The sequence below is a fragment of the Paenibacillus rhizovicinus genome, assembly GCF_010365285.1.
In the GTDB taxonomy this organism is placed as follows: domain Bacteria; phylum Bacillota; class Bacilli; order Paenibacillales; family Paenibacillaceae; genus Paenibacillus_Z; species Paenibacillus_Z rhizovicinus.
In genome coordinates, this window is the sequence record NZ_CP048286.1 from 6,858,170 (window position 1) to 6,884,895 (window position 26,726).

Below are 26,726 nucleotides of genomic sequence, written 5' to 3' on the forward strand. Positions count from 1 at the left end.
GACAGGTTCTTGGCGCGATGATAATATAAATCCAAATATACCCAAAACCATTATACTGCGTACAAGGAGGAAACGGAATATGAGCTTGTCTTCGGAAGGCGGGTCTGCATTGGGACAATTAATCGCATTGCGGCACACGAATCTTTATATCGAGGAATTCGGTCGTTCGAATGAAGAAGTCCTGCTGTATTTGCACGGAGGTCCGGGCGCAAGCTGCATCGATTTCACCTGCCGCCAGGCCATCGCATTGTCGGGTGCTTTACACGTAATCGCCATCGACCAACGAGGCGTCTGCAGATCCGATCGGCTTCGGGAAGAAGAGACCTTCGGCATTGCAGATATCATTGCGGATTGCGAAGAAATCCGGACGCGGCTCGGGTTTGAACGATGGTCCGTGCTGGGTCATTCGTTCGGAGGGTACGTTGCGATGAAATACGCGCTTCAGCATCGCGGCTCCGTGAAAAGCGTGCTATATGAAGCCCCGACATTCGATATAGGACGGTCAATGAATGCGATTATTAACGGAGCTTTGCAAGTATTCGAAAGGGATCATGAACCCGAGCATGCGGAGCATTGCCGGCAGCTCTTGAATCGAAATGCATCGGCTCGCGAGTTGTGGCAATCGGTCGGGAAACTGTGGAGACTGCTGGGTCCCCGCAAAGACGAGTTATACTTCCATGGCATCGAACCGAGCGACTATAGCATGATAATGGAGCAGAGCGGGGAAATGCAAAACGAACGAACAGACGCCAGTGTTCATGCACGAAAGCTGGAGGAGGAAGGAGTAATGTTCGAGAGCTTGCTGCCGCTCATGCTGCTTGTGGATCAGCCGTCGCTGCTCCTGGCAGGCATGATTTTATTTGCTGCCCGGCCTATGGGGCTGTCATTCTGCCGGAAGGGCGGAAGAGGCAGCGCTTCTGCCTATACGATGATACGACAACGAACGTTGTCGATTATTCGCATGCGTGCTATACTCCGCATGATGAAGCGGACGGAGAAACGATAGACGCTAGATTGTAATCAGAAGGGGAATCGAAGGATGAATCATGGTATTGATCAGAAGAGATGCCCGATTTGCGGCAAAGGCAATGCCTGCGAAGCGAGTCATGAATGCTGGTGCGGCAAGGAAATCTTCCCTAGCGGCTTGCTGGAGCTCGTGCCTGCCGAGTTTCGCGATAAAGCCTGCATTTGCAACGCTTGCCTAAAGCAGTTCAAGGCAGATGCCATGAAGAAGACGGCTTCATTGCCGAATCCGATGGATAATAACTGAAGACGAACCAGTTTAAGGATAAAGGACGATTGTCCAACCGGCCATAATCGCTTATCATGAAGAAACATTCATTTTTACAAGCGCTTACACAACAGACACGATCGATTCTTCCTACACCGAAGGGGGAGCTTTCATGGTCCGCGTCCCAAATGGCGTACTGCTGCCGCACTCGCTCAAAACAAGGCTCATCATCGTTTTGCTGCTTGCGTCGTTCATCCCCGTATCCTTAATCGGGGGCATCTCCTACTACACCATCTATCATTTGCTCGCCAACAAGCTGGAGAAAGGCGTGCAGAGCACGTTGGAGCAAGAGAAGATGAGCCTCGATAACACGCTCAACAATCTAGACTACGCCTCGCAGCAGCTCACGCTCTTCGGGGATATTCGCAACCACTACAACGCTTTTATCAGCCAGTCCGACCCGCTGGAACGCGGCGCGATCGAGAAGGACGTCTATAAATTCACGACGATCGTCAATTATACGAATCCCGATCTCGGACTGATGACGTACTACCTTCCTGGCAGCGACACCTATCTATTCTCCAATATGAACGTCAGCCCTAACCTCCACATTCAGCAATTCCCCCACATCTCCACGCCATACGCGGGACTTGAATTCCTCGGTCCGCACCGTACGCTGTATCCGTACAGCGACAACCGCGTGCTCTCCGTTCTCCGTACGGTCAGCGGGGGCGCCGGCGACCCGCCAATCGCGGTCTATATCGAGACCAACTTCAAAGTGTTTCAGGACAGGCTCAGCAGCCTGCCTTACGGATTGCCGATCAAGCATATTTTGCTTAATACGGACGGTTCGACGATTTACAGCGAAGACGAGAAAGCGTTTCCGCTGCAAGCCGCGTTCAAGCCGGACAAGCTCCGGGGACGCACGTATTTCGAGCAAGGCGATTATGTATTGTTTACCTCCCAAGGCCAGCACGGCTGGACGCTGATTACGGCGGTGAAGAAGAAAGAGTTTTTCCGTGAGCAGCATGAATGGATCGTCCGATTCGTGATGGTCGGCTGCTTGTCGATCGTCGCGAGCCTAGGCTTGGCGTGGCTGATTTGGCGGACGATCTATCGCCCGCTCATCCGGTTGAACCGGTATTTGCAGCATGCGGCGGCAACGCGCTTCAACGAGCCGGTCAAGTATACGGGGGTGCTGGAATTCGACGACTTGCTGGGCACGTTCGGCTATATGAAGGGCGAGATCATGCTGCTGCTGAGCGAAATCGGGGAGCGGGAACGCAACAAACGGAAGCTGGAAGTCGAGAAGCTGATGTACCAAATCAATCCGCACTTCATTCACAATACGCTGAACACGGTGCAATGGCTGGCCAAGATGAACGGACAGCGCGATATATTCGATCTCGTGTCCGACTTTATCGAAGTGCTGGATTACAATCTGGGCAAAGAAGGCAAGATCGTTACCGTCCGGCAGGAGCTGAAGGCGCTCGGCGATTACGTGCGTTTGCAGCAAATGCGATACCAGTATTCGTTCCGCGTGGATTACGATGTCGACGACGACGTGCTGGAGCTGCCGTTCCTGCGTTTTCTGCTTCAGCCGCTCGTGGAGAATTCGCTCTATCACGGGTTCCGCAACAAAGACGGCTTCGTTCTGGTATCGATCAAACGCGAAGCTAACCGCTACTTGATCATTCATATCCGGGACAATGGCGAAGGGATGCCGCCCGAGAAAGTCAAACAGCTGTTCGAGCAGCCGGACGGGGTGGAGAAGAAGGTCGGGCTCGGCATAGGCTTGTCATACGTGCAGAACATGATCCATACCCATTACGGGGAGCCGTATCGTCTGGAGGTCGTCAGCGAGTTGGGCATCGGAACGACCATGACCATTCGGCTGCCGCTCGAAATAGGAGGAGAACTCGAATGATCAGAACGCTTTTCGTGGAAGATGAGTTTTTCGTACGGCAAGGCTTCGTCCATTCGCTTCCTTGGGAGAAATTCGGCATCACGATCATCGGCGAGGCGGATAACGGGGATGCGGCGCTTGCTTTCCTGCGCGACAACGAGGCGGATATGCTCATTACCGATCTGACGATGCCGTTCAAATCGGGGCTGGAGCTGCTGAAAGAAGTCAATACGCTCTATCCCTCGCTGGCGACCGTCGTTTTGACGTGTCACCGCGACTTTGACTTCGTGCAGGAGGCGCTGCGCCTGGGAGCGCTTGATTATATCGTGAAGACCCGGCTGGATGCGGCGGAACTAGAGAGCGCCTTGGCACGCATCAGCGAGCGCATGTCGCAGCGGCAGCAGCAGCCGAAATCGCTGTCGCCAGGCTTGCTGCTAGTACCGATCGGAGGCGAGATCCGGCAGTTTCCGGAACGGCTGCGATCGGCGCACGGCTTAAGCCTGAATCGGATCGAAGGGGACAGCTGGTTCGTTCCTGATCCTGGCGAGGCGGCTGTCAGCCTGGCCGAAGAAGCGGATGCCGCCGGATGGGCTGCCGTGCAAATAACGGAGCATTGGAATGAAGACAGCCGGATCATCGCCGAGCTGCTGAGCAGCTATCGCCGGTATTCGTTTCCGTATCGATGGTCCCGGGCAACCGCCTCGACGATCGTCTCGGTGGCGGAATTGAAGCGTCAGCAATTCGCCAAGCGGCAGCCGGCAGCCGCCGTGGCCGAGCTCGCCAAATGCTGGTTTAGCTGCGGCTGGATCTTCGAGAGCGAGCTCTTCGAGGAATGGCTGGTGTTCGTGCAGCGATGCGAACCGCCGGTCGGAGAGCTGGCTGCCATGACGGAAGCGTCCTTGCTGGGCTGGCGTCTGAGTGACGGGTTGAGGGATGCCGGCATGCCGGAGCAGCTCGTGACCAGTCCGGATTTCATATGGGACCGGTGGACGGAGGAGCTGCGCCAGTCCCGTGACTGTCTGCTCCGGCGGTATGAATCGCTCCATTATTCAAGGGATGTCTATGCGAGCGCATTGAAATCGCTGGAGGTCATCCGACGGCATTTGAAAGAAGGATTGTCCCAGGGCGAAGTCGCCCGGATGGTGGGGCTTAGTCGAAGTTATTTCAGCCAGATCTTCAAGAGCATCTTCATGATGTCCTTCAACGACTACGTGAAGGCGCTCAGCATCAGCACCGCGCAGCGGCTGCTTGCCGTGAGAGAGCATCCGATTTATTGGATCGCGGAACAGGCGGGTTTCAAGGACGAACGGTATTTCAGCCGGGTGTTCCGGGAACATACCGGCATGCTGCCGTCCGAATACCGAATCCGCAGCCTGCACGGCAGCGTTGACGCGCGGCCGTAGAATCCTGTTGCGAATAGCTGCGAAAATCATCCGATGCCTGCTTCGACTCGCAACGGTTTTCGCCGTATCCGCCTACATTCTTCGCTGATGAATGAGAACGCATTCATAGTACACTTTGGTAGACGATCGAATCGGGCATCCGCTCACTGCTTGCGGAACGATAGGCTCTCGGAGGCTCGAACGTAAAGCAGAGTGTCGTCGAACAATAGGGAGAGAAGGGGTATATATGAAGAAGTCTCGCGTGGGACTTGCCGCCGCAGCCGCGTCGCTGCTCATTCTAGCCGCCTGTTCCAACTCGAACAACAATGCGGGCGGGAATGAAGCCAAGTCCGGCAATGCGGAGAAACCGGCCAACGCCGCCGCGGCCACGAACGGCAACGACAAGGCAACGGCCGGGAACGACACGGCAACGACCGGCAATGCGGCGAACAAGCCGGCCGAGAAACCGGATCCGTTCGGCAAATACGCGGAACCGCTCGAAATCAGCGTCATCTACGACCGCAATCCGGAATCGGAGAAAAGCTTTATCCCGGACAGCTCGTACGAGTCGAACTGGAATACGGATTTCTGGCTCGACAAGCTGAACATCAAGCCGGTCGTCAAATGGAGCGCGCCGTCCGGCGACCAATACAATCAGAAATACAATCTGATGTTTGCGAGCAACGACCTGCCTGATATTTTCCTGCTGAAGTCGACGGACAATAAACAATCTGCGCGGAGCATGCTGAAGAAGCTGGTCGACGCGGGCATGGTGGAAGATCTATCCGATGTCTACAGCCAGTACGCTTCCGACGAAGTGAAGGATTACTATAAGTCGTTCGACAACAAGGCGCTGGACTATGCTACGTTCGATGGCAAAATGTACGGCCTGCCTTCCCAAGGGGACACCTATGCCAACGTTCAAATTTTATGGGTCCGCCAGGACTGGCTGGATAAGCTGAGCTTGCAGGCGCCCCGCACGATCGACGATTTGGTCACGGTGGCGAGGGCGTTCAAGGAGAAGGATCCCGACGGCGACGGCAAGCCGGACACGATCGGCCTTGCGATGCAGAATCAATTCATGGACTCGGGCTTTACGGACGCCGTCTCGATCTTCAACGCGTTCAGCGCCTATCCGAAAAGCTGGGTCAAGGACAGCAGCGGCCAGCTCGTATGGGGCGGCATTCAGGAGTCGAACAAGAAGCCGCTCGAGGTGCTTGCCGGCATGTACAAGGAAGGCCTGATCGATTCCGAATTCGCGCTCAGCGACGGCAACAAGGAAGCGGAATTCATCACGTCCGGCAAAGCCGGCATGCAAATCGGATCCTGGTGGAACGGCAGCTATCCGCTCACCTTCAACATCGACAATGATCCGAAGGCCGACTGGAAGGCGTACACGCTGTCGACGGACAATAAAATCCATGCCATCATGAACTTCCCGACCGACCAATTCCTGGTCGTGAAGAAGGGCTTCAAGAGTCCGGAAGCAGCCGTGAAAATCCTGAACCTCGCGACGAGCATCAGCCATTCGAAATTCCAGGAAACGATCGATCGGCGCAACGAGCTCAACACCAAGTTCGGAACCGACAAGGTGGATGCGCCGACGATCATTCCGAATTTTGGCATCGGCTACCTCGATACGACGCTTCGCAGCGTGAAGAAGTTCGAGGATATTTTCGCAGGCAAAGCGAACGTCGACGATCTTGACGTCGGAGAGAAGCAAATTTTCGTAAACTCGCTGCAGCCGAATCACGACAACCCGCGCAAGGACGCCGGCAAATACAAGGATTACATCAACTGGATGTCGGCGCTGTCCGCCATCGCGCACTCCGATCTGGACATTCAGTGGAACGGCTTCAGCGGCACGACGCCGACTTATGATGCCAAGATGGGATCGCTGATCGATAAACAATTGACGGTGTTCACCAAGATCATCATGAACAAAGAACCGGTCGACTACTTCGATACGTTCGTCAAGGAATGGAAGGCGCAGGGCGGGGATACGATTACGAAGGAAGTCAACGAAGCAGCCGCGAAGGAAAGCGGCAACTGATTGAAGACGTTCGAACCGGATGGCGCCAAGCGAGTCTTGGCGCCATCCGGCATAATCAGGCAGGTGGAGCGTGAAAGTCATGATAACCAAACTGTTCAAGAACGATCAATTTCATTATCACGTCATGCTGATTCCGGTGTTCATCGTATTCATCCTGTTCAATGTGCTTCCGATTTACGGCGTCGTGCTGGCATTCAAGCATTTCGTACCGACGAAGGGCGTGCTCGGCTCGCCTTGGGCGGGGCTGGAGCACTATCATTTTCTCGTGCAAAATCCGGAGATCTGGCGCGTGCTCCGCAATACGCTGCTCATCTCGGTCGGCAAGCTGGTCACGCTGCTGGTACTGCCGATCATCCTGGCGTTGATGCTGAACGAATTGCGAACGAAATGGTTCAAACGGACCGTTCAAACGATAACGTATCTCCCGCATTTTCTGTCCTGGGTCATTCTGGCCGGTATCTTCCGGGATATCTTCTCCACGCACGGCATTATCAACTACATGATGGAATCGATCTTCCACATCAAGCCGATCATGTACTTGGGCAGCAATATCTGGTTCCGGCCGATCATTATTCTCTCCAACATGTGGAAGGAAATGGGCTTCTCGACGATCATCTACCTCGCCGCGCTCACCAGCATCAGCCCGACCTTATATGAAGCAGCGGAAATCGACGGCGCCGGACGGATTCAGAAAATTTGGCATGTCTCCATTCCCGGCATTGCCGTCATCATCGCCTTGCTCGCGACGCTGAGTCTGAACGGCATCCTGTATGCCGGTTTCGATCAGATCTACAACTTGTACAACGTGATCGTCTACGATACGGCGGACGTCATCGAAACGTGGGTATTCCGCAACGGCCTGGTCGGCGCGCAGTATGAAATCGGCACGGCCGTCAGTTTGGTCAATAGCCTGATGGGATTGATCCTGATCGCGCTCACGTACACGCTCGCTTACCGTTTCGCCAATTACCGGATATTCTAGCGGGGAAGGGAAGGACATCCTATGATTTATTCGAAAACATTCGGATCGCGGGCTTTCGACTGGCTCATCATCGTTATTTTGATCCTCGTATCGGTCGTTACGCTGTTTCCGATTTTGCATACGGTCGCCGTGTCGTTCAGCAATCCCGCTGTCGCCGGATCCGGAACGATTACGGTGCTGCCCAAAGGCTTATCGTTGAAGGCGTACAGCCATGTGCTGGACGACAAACAGTTCTTCATTTCGCTCTGGGTGTCTCTGGAGCGGATTGGCTTGACGCTGCTGCTGGGTACGGTCGTGACGTATTTGGCCGCCTTTCCTTTCTCCAGGGAGACGAAGGACTTTCGCATGCGCAACATTTATCTATGGTTGCTGTTGATCGTCAGCAGCTTCAACGGAGGCATCATACCAGGGTATATGAATGCGAAGAACCTTGGGCTGTATGATAATTTCTGGATTCTGGTCCTGCCGTACCTGTTTAATTTCGGCAATATCCTGCTCGTGTTCAACTTCTGGCGCAATCTGCCGAAGGAATTGGACGACTGCGCCAACATTGACGGAGCGGGTCCGTGGCTGAAGCTGACGCAAGTGTATTTCCCGCTGTCGCTGCCGGTGCTGGCGACCATCTCGCTCTTCACGATCGTTAACACGTGGAACGAGTATTTCCAGGCGATCGTGTTCATCAACAACACGCATTTGCTGCCGCTCCAAACGTATTTGCAGCAGATCGTCGTCACGATCGACCCCACGGCGCCGGAAGATATCGGCAAAGGCGGCATGCTCTCCGAAGTATCCAACCAAACGCTCGACGCCGCGAAAATCTCGCTCACGATGCTGCCGATCCTGTTTATTTATCCGTTCCTGCAGCGGTTCTTCATTCATGGGATAACGCTGGGTTCGGTGAAGGAGTAGCTGGGGCGCACGGATACCGGAAGGCCGACCGATTGAACTGCACGCCGTCGGCAGACAATGGAATTCAAAATGATCGGTATGCGGTCTTCGTCCTAGCTTTAATGGGCGGAGGCCGTTTGCGTTCTGCAGGGGAGTTGAGTTTGTTCCATCATTGGGCATCGTTGCATGGTAATATAAGGGTGAAATGCTTTAAAGGGAGGCAACAACGTGGGCGATGAGGTTGTTCAAAAGGCCGGAGCATTCGTACTATCAGATAGAAGAATGGCGTTTATGATGGGACCGACTGAGGATCAATCCGCGCTTGCCATCGTAAGGCTGGGCGGGCATAGAGAGGGAGCCGAAACGGCATGGGAATGCGCGCAACGCGAGGTTCTCGAAGAATCTCGAATGCGAATAACGCCGATCATTCCAACCATGTCTTTTTATTGTCCCAATACGACATTTGATATCGAAATACGCTTGGAACCCATTGCGGAATTTCATAACGTTCCGATCAAGCCTCGTCCTTTGATTGTGGGACATCAAAGCCCGGTACAAGCTGTAACGCCGATTTTCCTGGCATCTTCAGATGACGAACCAGTTCCAAGCATGGAGACGAAAGCATTGATGCTATTAACTCGCGAAGATGTTATTCGTCTATGTCCCGAAATCATAACCTTGGATGAATTCAAATCTTCGGGCGGTAATGTCCTGTTTAAACAACCCCTTGACGGGCAATTACCTTTGAAACCATTTGGACACCTCATGATGCTTTCTATCATTCTTGAACGGTATCCCGATGTGATTCCGACTTCAATCTTCCAGTAGAATCCGACGCTAGCAAGAAAGCATGCATGTCTAAGATCATGATAGTATCGCGGGCGACGTATCCGATCATCTAGTAATCAAACAAAGGCAGCCGATAGGCTGCCTTTGTTTGATTTTGCTAATCCATTAACAGTAAAAACCTTTTACAAACTACAGACGACCCATCCCGAACAGCGCGTTCGCGACAAAGGCGAGATCGATGGCATCGATGACGCCATCGCCGTTCATATCCAGCCGCGCGTTATAGGCAGCCGGCTTGTTGTAGGCGGACGCGATCGCAATCAAATCGCCGATATTGACGCCGTCGCCGGTATTGGCGAGATCCGCGTTTGCGGACCGGACGCCAACCGTCAGATCGGCGGAGGCGATGCCCGTCGAAGCGTCGAGCATCGATACGCTGCTTCCTTGCTTGAGCGCGATCTGGCCGGGCTGCGCCGTGCCGATGGCTTTGAATGCAAGGACCAGGAGCGGCAGCGTCCCGGATTTGCCTTGGTCCGGAGCCGTCAAGCTGCCGGCAATCAATTGACTGCCTGCGGAACCGCTCGCCGTCAATTCGATTTCATTGTCCGCCGCGAACTGCGGAGCAGCGTGAAAGCCGGTCAGTTCGAATTGGTTCGGATCGTAGCCGATGCCCAGTCGGAAGCCATTCACGTCCGAAGCGCCGTTGTCGGTGACGGTCACCTCGAACGATTCTCCGATAGCGACTAATGGTTTAGAAGCGGTTAACGCGAACGTTTCGGCCGATGATGGAGCCGAGACCTGAACGGTGAGCGGATCGCTTGGCTGCGACGCGTTACCCGCCGCGTCGATCGCTTTGACCGTGAAGGCGTGCGCAGAGCCGGTTTGCAAATTCGAAACGGTATAGGACGCGGACGTTATCGTATCCGTGTTCAGTTTATCCGTGCCATCGTAAACATCGTATCCGACTACCCCGACATTGTCGGCAGGAGCCGTCCATGCCAACGCGACGGAAGTTGCGTCTTGGCTTGTGACCGTTAGCCCTGTCGGCATGCCCGGCGCTTCCGTATCCGTGACTGCCGGCGTGACGCTTGCAAAGCTTGTGCCGACGCGAAGCTCGTCGACGGAACCGGTTCCGGGATTATCGCCCGTATAGAAGTTCATCGCCCGGAACGTCAAGCTGCCGGTCGATTCGGCCTGCGCGTCGTCGGTCGCGGGCTCAGCGCCTGCAAGACTGGCGGGGTTGACGTACAAGCTTACCCGATTCGTGCTGCCGAGCTCGACCTTCGCCACAAGCAGCGTGGCTTCGCCGGGTACGACCGGCTTGGTCGTCTGTACGATCTGATTCCCCAGCTTCAAGGACCAGTAACGAGCGCCGTTCGATTTCGAAGGCTCCCCGTAGAAACCGGCCGAAAGATAATTCGTGACAATATCCCCGAAGCCGACCCATAGATTCAAATCCGTGGAGATATCATAGCGGACGAGCGCGCTGTAATACAGCGTCGTGCCCGGCTTGCCGATTTTACCGTCCACCGCATAATCTTTGAAGGTATCGTCGCGATCGAGATCGCGGTAGGCAGTCAAATAATGCGATCCGCCCACGGCATGCAGTCCGGATTGCTCAAGCAGGGGATAGCTCAGCGGATGTTCGGCCGCCGCGTTATAACCGGGAATGTCGGTATTCCCGTTCTGCACCTGCCACGGCTCTCTCCAACCGAAGCCGTCCGCTGCTCCTTGCAAGGCGCCTGCCGGCATATCGAATGGCGAGTAGGCGAGCAATGCGCCATTGCCGCTCCCATCGGTCGTCGTCGTGACCGAGACCGGGCTGCTGGCGGAAGACGCATTGCCGGCAGCATCCAAGGCGATGACTGTAAAGACGTAAGCGGTAGAAGGAGCAAGCGCCGTTACTTGGAAGCTGGTCGATGTCACCGGCTGGGCGTTGACTTTGGTTGCGCCATTGTAAACATCGTAGCCAGTTACGCCCACATTGTCCGTCGAAGCCGTCCAGGTCAGCGTGACCGCATTCGCGGTCGGCTGACCGGCTTGAACGTTGGATGGTGCGCTAGGCGCCTCCGTATCCCCGTTTGCCGGCTCTGGTACATATGGAGACAAATTGGCGCCGGGTATGACTGTAATGTCGGAAATCCCCGGGCCGGTCCAGCCAACGGACAAATTGTCGCCGCCGCCTCCTTCTTTGTACAGCGCTTCGATGTAATATTTGGTGCCTGCAGTCAAGGTCACGGCCGCCGATTGCTGCGAAGGCAGTTTGGTCCATTCTCCTGGAGCCGTGTAGCTGTTAACGGAAGCGATCTTCTGTTTATTCGCCGGATCGTCGCTGGTGCTGAGCCACAGCTCGCTGTTGTCGTCGGAAGCAATGTAGAAGGTATAATCGCCGGATTGCGACGGCGTGACATACCCGCGTACCCGTGCGGCGTAATTGTCGTTCCAGTCCGTCGACGCTTGGAAGGAACTGAGCAGGTCTTTGCCGGTCGGCGGCGTATCCAGCGGGATGTCCGAGACCGAGGATCCCGGTACATTCAGCCAATATTCGCGGACGATGCCGTTGCCGCCGTTCTTCGTGCGCACGCTGGCAGGCGAGCTGGCCGCCGATTCGTTACCCGCGCCGTCGATTGCTTTAACGGTAAACGTATAGTTGGAGGCGGGTACTAGGCCTGTCGCCGTGTAAGAAGCCGAAGCAATCACGGCCGCATTCAGCTTCTCGGCACCGGCATAGACATCATAGCCCATCACGCCGACATTGTCCGTTGAGGCCGTCCACTGCAGGCTGACCGTGCCGTCGTCGTTGGCGGTTGCCGTCACGCCGGTCGGAACGGTCGGCGGCTCGGAATCGTCGGATGGCGCGGCAAGCGTTTCGTCGCTGTACAGCGTCGCGATGCTGTTTGCCGGCAGCAGCAGCTGGCCGTCCGTTACATCCGCTTGGCGCTCGAACGAGCGTCCTTGCGAGGACAGGTCGTACGTATAGGTATCCGGGAGCTCCGAGCCTTGCAGCGAGACGAGCCGCGCTTCCGATCCCGTGTTGATCAGCACTGTCGTAAGCTTGTGAGCGGCCGGGTCTTCGAAGGCCAGACTCAGCACATCTTCCGCCTGCGAATTCGCGCCGATACGGGTCATGCCCGGTTGAATGTGTTTATAGAACTGTTTGGAAACCGCATAAAGCGGGTTCGGCTGCCCGTTCGTGTTGAAATTGTCGCCCATGCTCCAGAACACCCAGGCGCTGGCGTCTCCATAATAGAGCGCTTGATAGATATTGGCCGCCAGAATCATGCCGCCCTCCCATGTGCCGGGCATGCCGGACGTTTCGGTCATCCAGCGTGTCTTCGCAGGCGATTGGAGGGAGAGGGACTTGATCAGCTTCCAGCCGTCGGCTCCGGGGCCGCCTACGTGAATGCCGTCGGCATCGTAGTTGTGCACGGCGAAAATATCGACGTACTTAGCGGCTTCCGGATCGGCGTTGATCGCATTGACGTAATCCGCTAGATGGTTTTGCTGAATGAGCGCTTCCGGCATGAAGATTTTGGTCGTCAATCCTTCCGCGCGGAACAAGGGACCGACGACTTTGATCAAGTCGCGATACTGCGTCGGCGATACTTGAGCGGATGCGTACGGCTCATTGAATTCCGGCTCGTTCTGCAGGCTGATGCCGTACAAATCGATGCCGGCTTTCTCCTTGATCGTCTTGACGATCGCGACGAGCTCTTCCGCGTACTCTTTGTAATAAATCGGATCGATGACATTGTCCGTCGCCCAATTCTGCGCGCTGACCCATTTGTTCTTCTTCAGCCACCAGGCAGGGGACCACATCGTCAAAATAAACTTGTCGACGCTCGTTTCCTCCTTGAAGGCTTTCATCGTACGCCACGGCACGGCATCCGTATTGAACGCGGCATAGTTCGTCACGTTCGGATCGCTGTTGTCGTTGACCGGCTCGAAATCGTTATCGATGACGCCGAAACGCGCGATCGTAACGCCCAAATCATTGGCCATCTGCACGTATTGCTCGGTCTTGGCCGGTTGGTCGTCAGCCGAGACGAATCCGCCCATGCCGTCCATCGTCTGGAACGTGCGGGCACGATTGAGGGTAACGGTAACCGGCGACAAGGCGCCCGTATCCAATACCGTTACCTTGAAGGTCTTCACGATAGACGCCGAACCGCTGGCGGAAGCCGTCACGGTAATGACCGCGCTGCCGGTTGCGCCGGAGGCCGGCGTGAACGACAGGGAGGACGCGCCGCCCGCTACCGGCGCAACGACAGGATTCGGAATGAGCGAAGGATTGTCGCTGACCGCCGTGACGGTTACCGCTTCGTTGTCGCCTGCGCCGTTGCCGAGTCCTGTTAAGGCGATGGATTGAGCGCCGGCATCCCGCGGCAGCGTCTTGTCCGGCAAATCGTTAAGCGTAGCCGAGATCGGCGGCTTATCGGCTTCGTTGCCGACTTTGAAATCATCGAAGTAGAAGGTGCCCTGCCAATTGGACTCGCCCGGCGCGAACGTCCACATGATGGCGGTGATGCGCGTCGGGTCCAGCTTGCTGCCGTCGCCTGCGTTGAAATGTCCATTGAAATCATATTCGTATTGCGTCATATCGCCGGTGACGGTCTTCGTGATGGCGCCCGGCGTGCCGGTCGTATATTTGCCGTTGGCGTCCCAGAGGAAGAGCATGACGTCTTTGGAAGGCTGATCCGTTTTCATTTTGATGCTGATGTACGGGTTGGAGGAGAGATCCATTTCCTTCGGCAAGCTGTACCATAAGCCGGCCCACGGATAGTTCGCTTTGTTGATATCGAGGCGCAGCACGCCGTCCTGAACGCTGAGCGCATGGACGCCGTCGTTGCCGTTATTGCCCCAATGGGAAGAATACGTGCCGTCGTCGAAGTTTTCGGTCATGCCCAGCAGCGGAGCTACCCGAACCTTCACTTTGAACGTAGTCTGGACGGATAAATGACCGTTATTGCCGGTGCCGCCGCCATCGTCCGCAGCCGTCACCGTAATGTTCGCTTCGCCGGGGGCACCTGCCGCTTGCAGCGTCAGTTGCGCGGTCGTATCGCCTTGCGCGTATTGAATGGACGGCGTCGGCACGAGCGTCGTATCCGAACTTGCCGCGCTAAGCGTAAGGTGCTGCGTGCCGCTGTCGCCATCCGAAAGGCCCGCAATCGTTACCGTCGCGGTGCCGTTCTCGTCCACGATGACATCGGAAACGGATCCGATCGTGGGCACGTGATTGAGCGAGCCGAACACGCGGACATGGAACGTCTTCGTGGCCGTATCGGTTCCGCCGGAGACCGTGCCGCCGTCATCCTGGATCGTGACCGTGATATCCGCTTCGCCCGTTGCGTTCGCGGGCGGCGTGATCGTCAAGGATCCCCAACGGTCGTCGCCGTTGTGATGCACGACAGGATCCGGAACGATGCTTGGCTCGGAGCTGACGGCCGTTATCGTCAACTGCTGCCTGGCGCCGGGGTTGCCGTCATCGATATCGCCGAGTTGGATCGCCTGCGCTTCGCCTGCGCGCACGTCCAAATCCGCGACGTTCGCGAACGTCGGCGGGGCGTTGCGCTCGACCGTGATGTCGAAGCTGAAGCTTCGGCTTACGCCGCCGGCTGCAGCGGTAATCGTAATGACCGCTTGTCCGTATTGATCGGCTGCCGGCGTATAAGTCAACGTCGCCGTATCGCCGCCGCTATACGCGATCGCCGGATCGGGTATGAGCGAGGTGTTCGAGCTGGCTGCCGTCAGCGTAATCGCTCCGCTGCCGCCGAGCGAATTGCGGATGTTCCGCAGCAGGACACGCTGCTCAGGCGCGTTGATCCACGTCGTTTGCGGCTGCACGTTCGTCATATTGACTCCGGCAGTCGCTTGATCGCCGAGCTTAAGATCGTCAATGCGGAAGACGCCCTTGAAGCCCGTGGACGGATTGGCGATCAGCGCGACGGAGGTAATATTCGTCAGATCGATCGGCTGGCCGGTGAAGTCGAAGGTGATGTCGGTAAATTCCCCGGCGTGCACGACTTCGAACGGCGTCACTTTGGGATAGCTGTATTGCTGCGCGCCGTCCCACAAGTACATGCTGAAGTTCATGTCGACGTCGCTTCGGATCCGAATGCTGGTATAGGGATGCTGAGAAATATCGACGGGTCCGGGCAGCTGATAGGAGAAGGCCGCCCAGATGTCGTTCTTGTTGCCTTCCACTTTCAGCGCGCCGTCTTCCGGCGTCAGCTTGTATTGATTGTCGCTGCCCCAGCCGCTGGCAGCGGTTTCCGCGTTCTCGAAGTCGAGCGCGGCTCCCGTCGGCCGTGCATCCGCGAACGCGATACCCGCAGGCATGCACACCGCCAGAGCAAGCACGGTGGACAACAGGATGGCTGTCAGCCTTCTTGATTTACGTAGCCATGTCATTCACTGAACACCTCGCATGATCGATTTCTTGTTCAAAATCGTCTGATTCGTTCTAGTTGCCAGCCTCCGACAATTGCAGCAGATTGCTTATCGCCGCCGCCGCTTGGGCGCGGGACAATATTTGCTTGGGCTCGAAGCGGTTGCCTTGCATGCCATTGACTAGACCGGCGGCATGCGCTTGACCGACGGCAGCTATCGCCCAGCTGGAGATCTTGTCTTCATCCGCGAAACTTCCGGGATTCGGCAAAGGATTAGGCATGACATGCAGCTTCTGTGCGACCCGAGCCAGCATGACGGCCATTTGTTCCCGCGTCACCGGCGCGTTCGGGGAGAAGCTGCGGGCATCCGTGCCATCGATCAAGCCGGCTTCATGTGCCGCAATTACGGCATCCGCGTACCAGGCATCCACTTTCACATCGGCGAACGGCGAGGAACCGGCGGCCTTTAATTGCAGCGCCCGTGCCAGCATGGCTGTAAATTGTGCCCGAGTTACGCTGCCGCCCGGCAAGAAATGCGTGTCGTCGACGCCGTCCGTGATATGGCGCGCGACGAGCAGCTCGATGGCGCCGGCGTACCATTGATTCGCGTTAACGTCCACGAACGTTTTGCGGTACGTAAGCAGCGCATACGCGCTGAAATGAGGCAGCAGAGCGGTGACGCTATCGCCGCTCGGGACGCCGCCGATATAGGCCCATTGGCCAGCACTCTTATCGTAAGTGTAGAGACCAGCCAATTCGCTTGCCGAATCTCCAGTGAGCGGAAGCGTCAGCCGGACCGGCCAGTCGAAGTGGTCGAGACGGAATTCCGTGCCATCGCCGGTCACCAGCTTCAAATCCAGCTGGTAGACTTGGCTCGCCAGCTTGTAATCCGAGCCTTTGCCGGACTCCGGTGCGAGGGCGGCAGCATCCTTGGCTGAGACGGGCATGAACGTAAGCACTACATGCGCGCCGTCCAGGCTGCGGCTGCCTGCCAAAGCCAGCAGCTTAGTAAAGAGCCTGCCATCCAGGACAAGGGAGGCGCTGCCGGCGTGAACCGTGAATTGTGCGTCCTTCAATGCAGCTGCGGCTTCGACCGACAGCAGCAAGCCGTTGGCCGCTTGTTCAGGCGTAAGCGTAAAGTCAACGTTGCCATCTTCGAACTTAAGTTCGTCCTTGCCGACGATAGGCGTCGCGTTTGTACCCGTACCCGTTCCAGTACCAATTCCAGTACCCGTTCCAGTACCCGTTCCAGTACCCGTTCCGGTGCCTGTTCCAGTACCCGTTCCGGTACCCGTTCCGGTGCCCGTTCCGGTGCCCGTTCCCGTGCCAGTTCCCGTGCCACTCTTCACTAGCTGCACGGCAAGCGGCGTTGTGTCAACGTTAGACTGAATCTCGACATAGGACTGGTTGACGGCCTTAATGTCGGAGAGCCATACCGTCGTGTCGCCATCGGCAACGACATCGAACGTCACGGTCATCAAGGCGAGGCTTGCGACAGGTTCCGTTGTCGGCGATTTGTTGATTAGCGGCACGGCCACCGCGCCGGCGGCATCGGTTCTACCGACGGCCGTAAACGGCTGCTTCGCCTCGATTCCGGTGCCATGCAGTTTGAGCTTGGCGGGGTCATAATGGACGGTGGCCTGCGCGCCCAGCAGATTGACGCTGTCCAGCGCGTCGACCTCGAAGACGGCTTGGCCGTCCGATTGCCGGGCAAGCTTCAGCGCCACGGTCGTTCCGCCGCCCGCCGCCCAAGCTTGCAGCGGCAGCACGCCGATGAGCAAGACGAACAGAAGGCCCGCTGATATGATCGATTTCATCCCTGTTTCCCCCGATCTGTGAGTAAGAAGAGCACCCATGCCGCCGATGGTTACATCGGCCGCGCGTCCGTGCGCGGCCAGCCTTGCCGCAATAAGCGGGGCTGGCCGCGACGAAGCATAACGCTGCAAGCGGGTCTGCATTACGAAACGAATACGTTAGATGCTTCCCAGCAGGTGATTGGCGACATAAGCGATATCGATAATGTCGATCTTGCCGTCTTTATTCAGATCGAGCTTCTCGTTGTAGCCGCTGCCGCCTTGGTGCTTGCCGAACGCTTTCGCGACGGCGGACAAGTCGTTGATGCTGATGCCGGCAGGCTGGACGACGTCGGCGTTCGCGATCGTCAGCTTGACGGAGCCGGACGATTGGAACGGCAGCAGGGCGGCATCGCCGTTCGTCCAGGTCGCGCCGTCCGCAAGCGCAAGGTTGACGCTTCCGGAAGCGATCGCTTTCAGTCGAACATGAACGAGCGGGAGCTGTTCGGCCGTGCGGCCGGGCATATCGCCTTGCAGCGTCCCGACCAGCCGCACCTTGCCGCTCGAAGGACTGCTGACGAAGTAAGCGTCTTGATTCGCCCCGGCGAATTCGGTGCTGACCTGCGCGTCGACCAGTTCGAATTTGTCCGCATCGTAGAGCAGCGAGGTATCGAAGCCGTACAAATCCTGCGCATTGGATGCGCCGATCACGAGCTCGACCGTCTGGCCTTCATCGATCAGTGCGGCGGAAGAGAGCGACTGCAGCGTCAAGGAGGTCAACGCCGATTCCGTCAGAAGGAACGGATGCACATGCGAGGACCGGTCCGACCATTCTGACGAAGCGCCTGCCGACAGATTGACAGGACCGGCCTTCTTGGCCTTCAGTTTCACGTCCAGCAAGGACAAGTCGCCCGACTTGCCTGCGTCTGCCCCGAGCAGCGTGCCGATCATTCGTATGCCGCCTTCCACAGGCTGGTAGTCGAAGTAGGCATCGTCTCCGTCCGTACCGAACCCGCCGTTAAGCGCGGCATCCGCAAGCTCGAATGCATCGGTATCGAAATGCAGCGTGACGTCGAATCCGTACAAATCGACTGCAGTTTGCGCTCCCAGCGTCACGTTCACTTCATCGCCGGCATTGGCGTGAACGCTGGAGGAAACGATCGTTAATTTCGTATCCGGTGCCGCTGGCGTAACGACGCCCGTCGTCAACTGGGCAACGCCCATGTACGATGGATTCAGCCAAATATCGTTGTTCGTCGTGTTGAAAGCGATCTTGTAGCGATTGCCGTCGCCCAGATCGTCGTCCGAGGCTGCATCGGCGCCGATGATCGTCCCGGCTGAAGGCGTCATGCCGAGCGAAGCCCAAGGGATGCTGGCTTCCACCGTATAGCCGCCGGCTTTCTCGGTCGTATGATACACGGCGCCGGCGGTGGCGCTGTGCTTGTATTCATTCAACGCGGAGCCGTCCCGCTTGAACGAGAATTGATAATCGTCGCTGCCGTACGATTGGCTCTTGGAGTTGTCGAGATCCAGGAAGGCTTCAACGGTGTCGCCCGGATTGTCCGTCGTGTTGTCCGTGATTTGGTACAAGTAATAGAGATTCTGTTCATCCCACATCGCCTGAACCGTACCGGAAAATTCCGCCGCGGACGATGGGACGCCGATCACGTTCTTGCTGAGCGGAATCGCAGCCGCGTTATCCCAGACAGGGTCCGCGGAGCCGTCGATGACCGGCGCCGCCGTCGTCTTGACGATCGGAAGACCGGTAAAGCCGGCCATCGTCAGAGCGGCTGGCGTACTCGTGGCCGAGCCGTATGGGCTTATGATGTTTACCGTATAATTGCCTGTCGTCTGCGGTGAAACGTCCTTAACGAACAGCTTGCGGCCTGTCTCGCCAGGCAGATCCTGACCGTTCAGCTGCCATTGGAAGGCGAGGTCCGGCGTGCCGATGGCTTCGACGCTGAATTCAGCCGTTCCGCCCGTACCCGCCGAAACGGACACTGGCTGAGTCACGATTGCAGGGGGCTGCGGCGCATCTTCTTCGGGCGTCGCACCGACGAGCGTTACGACGGATTGCGCAGGAATCGTGACCGTATCCGCAGCATTTACGGTACCGATAATGCCGGCTTGCTCGGATTCGGAGGAACGGATCATTGTATATTGCGCCGGCGCATTGCCGCCGTTCACGTTCAACGCGATCGTTTTGGCGGAAGCGCCCGTATTGACCAGGACAGTCGTCAGCGTTTTCTCCTGGCGGTGAATGAACGAGCTGACGAGCAGCTCCGGATCGCTCGTGCGGCTGTCTACCTGCACAGCGCCAGGTCGGATATAGCGGTAATATTGCTTCGACGCATAATACGTCGGATTAGGGCCGGCATCCGAGATCAGGCTAAATTCGGAGGGCGAATGATCGGCGAGGGACCAGAATACCCATGCGCTCACTTTGCCGTATTTCAACGCGATATTGATCGACTTCGCGAGCGCCATCGCGCCGCTCCAATCCGGCGAGTAGCCCGACGTTTCCGTCATCCAGAGCGGCTTGCCGTACGTTTCCGCGGCCTGGCTGACCTGCGTCCAGTTGGCAATATTCGCGTTCGGCGCGCTGATGCCGTCCGCGCCGTAGCCATGGACGGCGAAGATGTCCGCTTCTTGCCGGGTTGCCGGGTCAGCGCCGATGGCATTCATGTACGACAGGATCCGATCGGTCGTCTGTACGTCCTCCGGCCCGAAAATCTTCGTCGGCAATCCTTCTTCCTGGAACCGCTGGCCGACGTACTTGATAACGCGCGCCAGCTCGTCCGGCGTATAGACGGCCGACTGGTACGGTTCGCCGAAGGCGGGCTCGTTGGCGACGCTGAGCGCGTAAATATCGACGCCGGCTTGCTCTTTCATCACCTTGATGTATTGAATGAGCCATTTGGCGTATTCTTCCTTGTAATCGTTCGGGTCTTCTCCGGACGGAATTTCGCTCATGATGAGCTTGTTCCAGTTCGTATCCTGACCGAAAATGCAATGGACGTATTTCATCCAGTAGGGCGGGCTCCAGACGCTTGCGATGATCTTAAGCGGCTGTCCGGCCGCGTCCGCCTTCTCTTTAAGCGCTTTCAAATAATCGATGTGAACGTTGAGCGCCGAGGTTTGGGAGGTACAGGAGGTCGACGCCAGCGAGCCGTCAATGTTCCAATTGCCAGGCTCCTGCTCGAAATTCGAGGGGACCTCGTCCCTGACGATGGTCACGCCGAGATCGTCCACGATGGTATTCAGAAACTGGCTGTCATAGTAAGGCCCGGCTTCCCAGCCCGGCTTGCTGCCGCCAAAGCCGCCGAAGCCTTCGATTTGCTGGTATTGGACCGTCTTGTCGATCGTAACCGAGACAGGCTCATCCGGCGCGGCCGGGTCCGCATACGTTCTCGATGCGGACGTAACGATCCCGCTGACAGCCATTGTTGCCGCGAGCAGCAGGGAAAGAATGCGCTTATTCATTTTTAATGACACCTCACTTGTGGATTGGCTAAGCATGGAATCGCATTGCGGACGTTAAACGCGAATGAGCGGCACCTCCTAACGGCGTGTTTAGCCAAACAGAGCGAGAGGATACGAAATGTATCCGATGAGAGGGAAAACTGCGAATAGAAAACATTCCCAACGCTTCCAAGCTTCATTATAAAGCCGTTCATCCGCGGCCATGTGCGAATTTGAACCGATCGACGTGTGAATCCGGCACGCAGTCTTGGCCGCTTCACAAAGCGGATGACAGATTTTCACCGAGACCGGACGATTTTCCATCGTCGTCGTTTTCGGATTCGCGCTAAGCTGGAATTGGAGGTGAACGGATCAAATGGCATCGTTAACAAGCAAATAGGGGCTCGAGTAACAAGCCCCCTTCGCTACATGTTCTGATTCAACCCACCCGGTTTAGCTGAGCTGAACGCTGTTGATCGTTGCCGTGCCCGAGACGACATAAACGCGGATGCTATGCAGTCCGGAAGACAGCGAGCTCGTGGACGACGTATAGGTCGCGCTGCCGCCGCTTGAAGTAATCGTGCCTGCACTGACGCCGTCGATGAATACGCTGAGCTGCGCCGCTCCGCCTGTCGAATAATTGATTTTGGCCGAATAGGTGCCGGATCCCGTAGAATGGAACGAGTAGCTGGCCCATTTCGTGTCCGTGCCGTTCATGTAGAACGTGCCGCTGCCCGGCGTGCCGTATCCGCGGTTGAGCGCGCTCCAATTGTTCCCGTCGACGGTACTGCCGATGCTCGCTCCGACGGTCACGTTTTCCTTCGAGCCTGCATTCAGCGTGCCGATGCCTTGCATTTTAGGAGAGGTAGTGACCGGATTGCTCATATCCTTGACGAACTCCCACTGATAGTAGCCTGCATGATCCGACCCCGTGAGCGTGAAGTACATGAGCACGTCCCCGCCGTATTGCTCCCAGAACTTCTGGTGATCGACGACTGTCGTAGCCATTTGCGCATTGTTCCAGGCACTTTCCTTGATCGTCTCGCTATGCCCGGTGTTATCCATCGAAGGGCCGCCTTCGTAGGCCGTCCGTTTCAAGCCGAAAGCGGCTGCATAAGCGGAATCATGCGTTTGCGGACCAACCCAATTCGTCGTGCCGTACGTCTGGGAGGTCCAGATGTTCGACAGGGAGAGCGAGTCGCTTGCATTATCCGGGTTGTAGTAGGCCGATCCGCTGCCGCCCCAAATGTAATAATTGACCGGATGCGGCGTACCGACATGGCTGCCGTCCCGATTGCCATACCAATTGTCCAGGAAATTCAACATCGTTCCGGCCGTGTTCTGACCGTTGTCCTGCTGCCATTCCAACACGGGACGGATCCTTGTCAGCATATCGCTATCGCCGAAGACCGCGCGGAAGGCGTTGCTGATTTCGACCGTGCGGTTGGCTTGGCGGCGCCAGCCCAAGACCCATTGATTGGTCTCGCCGTCGTAATTCAAATTGGATCCGCCGGCGGCGATCTCGGATGCGGCTTTGTTCAAGTTCCACTGCGATTGACCGAACGCGCCTGCGAAATTCCACAGCTCGTTCGCGTATTCGATGTAGACGTTATGCGTGGACGCGAGCGGCGCGTAAACGGGATTCGATTGCGTGCTCGTATACGGATTCGTGCCGTCGGAACCGTACTTGATCAGCTGCGCCAGCTTGGTGATGTAGTCGTTGCTTGCCGAGACGGGAATATCGATCCACATGTCGGTGTTCGTCTCGTTGGCGAGCTGGACGGCATATTCCCATGATCCGCCGCGTCCTTGCCAGCCGAAGCCGGTACCGCCGGGCAGCGATTGGACATTGGCCGGAAGCAGCCGGTCGGACCAGTTGACTTCGGCCGTCTTGCCGTTCGTAGCCGTAAAGTCCATGTAACGGATGATCTTGGCCTGCAAATTGTTCGTGATGATGTTCTTGAAATTGTCGGTAAACGTGGTAGAAGTCGGGTAAGAGGTCGTAGAACCCGGCGATATCGGGCGCATGATCTTCACGTTCGTGACGCCGGAGTTGGCTGCGCTTGCGGAAGTCCGTTTCGTATTCGTGAATTTGAGCTCGACCGAGCTGTTCGTATTCACCGTGAACTTGCCGGTGCTCGTGTTCGTTCCGGCGTCGTAAGTGACCGGCGTCGTCATCGACGCATCGCCCATCGCGGTCGCAACGGTCGCGGAGCCGTTAAACTGAACGGTGTAGACGCCTTGCGTATCGTGAATGTAATTGCCTCCGGCATCCCAGAGGAACAAGCCGAAATCTTGGATCGGATTGCCACTGCTATCGATCGGATACGAGCCGTCGAGCGGGTCGGCCGCACTTCCGACGCGGGTCGTCTTATACGCATTGGCGAAAATCTTCAGGTTGGAGGAGTCGCCCGGGTTCTCGATGTTGATGCCCATCGTTCGCGGCATCGCGCTGGAGCCGCCGCTTCCTCCGGAGCCGCCGCTGCTTGTATTCGTGACGTCGGTGAACGTAACTTGCGAAATCGCGGCATTCGTATGCGCGGTAACGGCTAAGCCCGCGTATACGGTGGACCCCATGGAGATGGTAGCCGTCGCTATCGCGCTGCTCCAGGTGACGCCGTCCGCTGAATAGTAGGTGGAGAAGGAACTCCCGGAACGAACGATCTTAAGCCAAACCGGCAGCGTTCCCGAAGAAGAGCTTGGCGTTTCCACGGTCGTTCCGCCGGCGGTATCCCGGTATTGCATGTGCAGCCCATAGGACGGGGTTGCGTAGACGGCAGCTTGCTTGGCATCCGCGGCGAGCGAATCGCGGATCATGACGCCGGCCTTTGCCCAGCTGTCGGTATTTTGCTGCGAAGTCACTTTCGCGATCAACGTGCCGTCGCCTGTCAACGAATAGTAGGCAAACTGGAATTGATCGGAAATATTCCAAATATCGGCGCCTGATCCGTTGACGGTGAAGACGCCTCCGGAGAATGAAGAGCTTCCTGCTAAGCTGGGGCTGCCGATATCGGCGCTGCTCCAGCCTGTCGGAACGGCTGCGTGCGAAACTTTCATCAGCGGTGCTGCCAACGTCAAGAAAAGCATCGCGGCGAGCAGAAGGGCGGCTGTCTTCCTGGCAATAGGCGAGTGCATGACTATTCCTCCTTGTCTGTTATGGAAAATGGTGTAAACGCCGCAATCCTTTGATTCGCGAAACTGCGCTTCACGCTCCTTTCCAGGGTTGCTGTCCAAGGCCGGAGACCCTGCGACGGACACAAGAGTACGTTTACCTTCTCACTATAAGTCGAATCCATACGTATCACGATGGCGTGAGTGGACCTATTCATGGATAATTCGGGCTTTCGATCGGAGGTTGTGCACATTGCGCAAACGGTATGATGAAGCAGAAGGAACCGTCAATTATGTCGTCAACGTCAGTCCGGGCGGCGGAGAGCTCGTCGCATTGTCCGCGGGGTGCTGGGATATGCGCCGGGGCAATACGATTAGACTGATCGCGGAGAAGAACCATACCTTATATTTCGTGGAGCGCGGAAAGGGAGACTATCGCGGACAAGCGGATTCGTTCGCTCTGTGCGAAGGCGACTGCCTTTGCATTCATCCAGGCCGTTTTGCGGTTGTCGGGGCAGGCGAGACGATGCAGCTCCGGTTCGTAAGCTTTGGCGGCACCGCAATCGGAGAGGTGCTTGACCATATCGGGTTTTCGCCGACGGAGCCTATTCTCCGAGCGGCGGACATGGACAGAACGGCGGAGCTGTTCCATATCGTCTATGGATTGATCCGAGAGAAGCAGGCCAATTATGCTTTCAAAGCGGGCGCTTACTTGAGGCTGCTGCTCTCGGAGTTTTCCGCTTTGACCGATAGCGTGCAGGATGCGCTTAACCGCGCGTCGCATTTATCGCCGAACGTCATCGATCACCGTATTCATTCGCTGATCGAATGGATGTCCGCCAGATATGCGGAAACGGTCTCGATCCGGGATATGGCGGAATTCACGGGATACAGCGAGCGTTATTTCCGCAGGGTGTTCAGCAAAGCGACGGGGATGAGCCCGCTTGAATTTCTGGCCTTTATCCGCATCGACCGGGCGAAGCATCTTCTGTTCGAACCGATGTCGATCAAGCAAATCGCCCGCGCCGTCGGTTACCAGGATCCGCTGCATTTCTCGAAACAGTTCAAAATGCGGACGGGGCTTTCGCCTAAGCGGTTTCGCGCGTACGCGCAGGAGCGACTGACGGCAGGAGAAGCACTGTAAGAGCAAAGAGCCATGGAGCGAGGCACATCCACACCAGCCGCATCGTCTCAAATCAAAATCCCCTCTGATGAATAGGTGCGCGGCCTGCGTCTCGTTAGGCCGCGCACCCATCTGTCCAGAGGGGATTGCTCGTGCTTGCTTGTTACGGTAACGCTATTCTACGCCGTCATTGAAGTTTTTCTCATAATGCTTATCGCCTTTATGCTCGAGATCGCTCACTGTTTTCTCCAGAATCAGCACGATTTGCTCCTTCACCTGCGAGAGCGTGTCATAGAACAGCACTTCTTCGCTGCCCACGACTCTGTAGCCGTTAATCGCATGAAGCGCTGACAGCAGCCGGTGATGTTCCGCGAGATCGTTAATCGCATCAATCGTATGCTTCGTTTGCAGAAACAGGTCCTTATGATGCTGTTCCTGAAGCCGTTGTTCCAATTTCGCCATTCGTTCATTCATGCGGGCATTCTCCTTCTTCAATAATAGTGGTCAATCCAAGGAAGGGGAGGACGGGTACAGAGCTACATGTTACATGTATGAATGAAACGGCCGCGAAATGACGGGGTCAATTCTTAAATTGCCATCGGCAGAAGGTATGCCGAAGCTGCGCATGCTGCGTGAATAGGAGGCTTATAGCGCATCAGGCTAGCATTTCGGAAATCGTCGTTTCGCGGTCGCGTATGGTGTTGCGCAAGTCGTTGGCGAAATCTCGCGAAATTTCTCCGCTCTCGTACAAGGACTGAACCTTATCCCGTTCTCCTTGAATGGCTACCCAATACAGTTCTTTCTTGAGGTTCGCTTGCTGCCGGAATGATGCGCAAGGTTAAAGAACGACTCCTCGTGTAGTCCGCGATGACGGAACTTGCCGCATGCCCGTTCTCTTGATTTTGTTCGGTCTTCAACGCTTGGATGGCTGCTTCGAGCACTTGGATGCGAACATGCCGCTTCTGGGCTTGTTCGCCGGACGTACCCGGTGCGGCCTTCTTCCTGGCCAGCAACGGCAGCAGTACACTGGCAACGGCCAATGAGAGCAGGATGACGATCGCCGCGAGAAAAATCATCAAATCACGTTCCGGGAACGGGCTCCCGTTCTGCAAGACGTAAGGAATGGAGAAGGCGCCGGCAAGCGTCACTGCACCGCGCACGCCGCCAAGCGAGCAGCAGCATTCGGAAGCTTGGCAGCTCTTGCTGGTTGTCGCTGCTGCCGAACAGCTTCTGATTGCGCGTGAACACGAACGTCCAAGCAAATCGGAGCACGACGAGGATGATATAGATCGCAATTGCATATAAGAACTTGCAAGTTGTCCAGCGATTCATTGCGCAGGACAACTTTCGTCACATGAGGGATTTGAAGACCGAGCAATATGAATACGAGTCCATTCAGCACGTACAGCAGAACGGACCACGTATTATTGGATACGATGTTCAGCCGCAGCATGGAGGACTCGACCCGGTCGCGCTCTATGGCATGGACGAGTCCGCCGGCGACCGCGGCCAAGATGCTCGAGGGCAAAGCGGTTTATAGACGGACGCAAGAAAACCGCCCCCGAGGACGGCTTTCATTCGTTTGCTTGCATAAAAACAAACGCAGGCGATCATGAT

The 26,726-nt window shown here is 56.6% G+C and carries 16 protein-coding genes; 10 read left to right on the forward strand and 6 right to left on the reverse strand.

Features of this window, described 5'->3' with window-relative positions:
• Positions 1–79 precede the first annotated feature (79 nt).
• The 8 genes from GZH47_RS30595 (at position 80) to GZH47_RS30630 (ending at position 9,270) form a co-directional block, all read left to right on the forward strand.
• Positions 80–1,006, forward strand: coding sequence for an alpha/beta fold hydrolase (locus GZH47_RS30595; RefSeq protein ID WP_162644869.1), 927 nt, complete (start codon positions 80–82; stop codon positions 1,004–1,006).
• Between the two features lie 33 nt (positions 1,007–1,039).
• A complete protein-coding gene (locus tag GZH47_RS30600) occupies positions 1,040–1,270 on the forward strand; it encodes a cysteine-rich CWC family protein (protein WP_162644870.1) in 231 nt (76 codons plus the stop codon).
• Positions 1,271–1,403: 133 nt separating this feature from the next.
• Positions 1,404–3,158, forward strand: a complete 1,755-nt coding sequence (locus GZH47_RS30605) for a sensor histidine kinase (protein ID WP_162644871.1) — start codon at positions 1,404–1,406, stop codon at positions 3,156–3,158.
• A complete protein-coding gene (locus GZH47_RS30610) occupies positions 3,155–4,540 on the forward strand; it encodes a response regulator transcription factor (RefSeq protein ID WP_162644872.1) in 1,386 nt (461 codons plus the stop codon). Before GZH47_RS30605 ends, GZH47_RS30610 begins: the two co-directional genes overlap by 4 nt.
• A 226-nt stretch (positions 4,541–4,766) precedes the next feature.
• A complete protein-coding gene (locus GZH47_RS30615; protein ID WP_162644873.1) occupies positions 4,767–6,572 on the forward strand; it encodes a type 2 periplasmic-binding domain-containing protein in 1,806 nt (601 codons plus the stop codon).
• A 79-nt stretch (positions 6,573–6,651) separates the two neighbouring features.
• The gene (locus GZH47_RS30620) at positions 6,652–7,554 is read left to right on the forward strand and encodes an ABC transporter permease (protein WP_162644874.1); all 903 of its coding nucleotides are present in this window, start codon (positions 6,652–6,654) and stop codon (positions 7,552–7,554) included.
• A 21-nt stretch (positions 7,555–7,575) separates the two neighbouring features.
• Positions 7,576–8,463 (forward strand): carbohydrate ABC transporter permease, encoded by an 888-nt coding sequence (locus tag GZH47_RS30625; protein WP_162644875.1) that lies wholly within the window; start codon positions 7,576–7,578, stop codon positions 8,461–8,463.
• A gap of 207 nt (positions 8,464–8,670) precedes the next feature.
• Positions 8,671–9,270 carry an NUDIX hydrolase gene (locus GZH47_RS30630; RefSeq protein WP_162644876.1) on the forward strand — a complete coding sequence of 200 codons (600 nt, stop codon included), beginning with the start codon at positions 8,671–8,673 and terminating at the stop codon, positions 9,268–9,270.
• Positions 9,271–9,420: 150 nt separating this feature from the next.
• On the opposite strand, the gene GZH47_RS30635 is transcribed toward GZH47_RS30630, so the two are convergent.
• From GZH47_RS30635 to GZH47_RS30650, 4 genes are all read right to left on the reverse strand, one after another.
• Positions 9,421–15,642 carry a fibronectin type III domain-containing protein gene (locus GZH47_RS30635; protein WP_162644877.1) on the reverse strand — a complete coding sequence of 2,074 codons (6,222 nt, stop codon included), beginning with the start codon at positions 15,640–15,642 and terminating at the stop codon, positions 9,421–9,423.
• Positions 15,643–15,694: 52 nt separating this feature from the next.
• Positions 15,695–17,437, reverse strand: coding sequence for an S-layer homology domain-containing protein (locus tag GZH47_RS30640; protein ID WP_162644878.1), 1,743 nt, complete (start codon positions 17,435–17,437; stop codon positions 15,695–15,697).
• Between the two features lie 156 nt (positions 17,438–17,593).
• Positions 17,594–20,896, reverse strand: coding sequence for a sugar-binding protein (locus tag GZH47_RS30645; protein ID WP_162644879.1), 3,303 nt, complete (start codon positions 20,894–20,896; stop codon positions 17,594–17,596).
• Positions 20,897–21,328: 432 nt separating this feature from the next.
• Positions 21,329–24,010: a DUF1349 domain-containing protein gene (locus GZH47_RS30650; RefSeq protein WP_162644880.1), complete on the reverse strand. Its 2,682-nt coding sequence runs from the start codon at positions 24,008–24,010 to the stop codon at positions 21,329–21,331.
• 229 nt (positions 24,011–24,239) lie between these two features.
• Here GZH47_RS30650 and GZH47_RS30655 point away from each other — a divergent pair, with 229 nt between their 5' ends.
• On the forward strand, positions 24,240–25,130 hold the full coding sequence (locus tag GZH47_RS30655) for an AraC family transcriptional regulator (protein ID WP_162644881.1): 891 nt from the start codon (positions 24,240–24,242) through the stop codon (positions 25,128–25,130).
• A gap of 153 nt (positions 25,131–25,283) precedes the next feature.
• Here the strand turns inward: GZH47_RS30655 and GZH47_RS30660 are convergent, their stop codons facing one another.
• Positions 25,284–25,583 carry a hypothetical protein gene (locus GZH47_RS30660; protein ID WP_162644882.1) on the reverse strand — a complete coding sequence of 100 codons (300 nt, stop codon included), beginning with the start codon at positions 25,581–25,583 and terminating at the stop codon, positions 25,284–25,286.
• Between the two features lie 287 nt (positions 25,584–25,870).
• Entirely contained in the window at positions 25,871–26,269 is a 399-nt protein-coding gene (locus GZH47_RS30665; protein ID WP_162644883.1) for a hypothetical protein, read from the reverse strand.
• Between the two features lie 194 nt (positions 26,270–26,463).
• Here GZH47_RS30665 and GZH47_RS30670 point away from each other — a divergent pair, with 194 nt between their 5' ends.
• The gene (locus GZH47_RS30670; protein WP_162644884.1) at positions 26,464–26,649 is read left to right on the forward strand and encodes a hypothetical protein; all 186 of its coding nucleotides are present in this window, start codon (positions 26,464–26,466) and stop codon (positions 26,647–26,649) included.
• Positions 26,650–26,726: the final 77 nt, after the last annotated feature.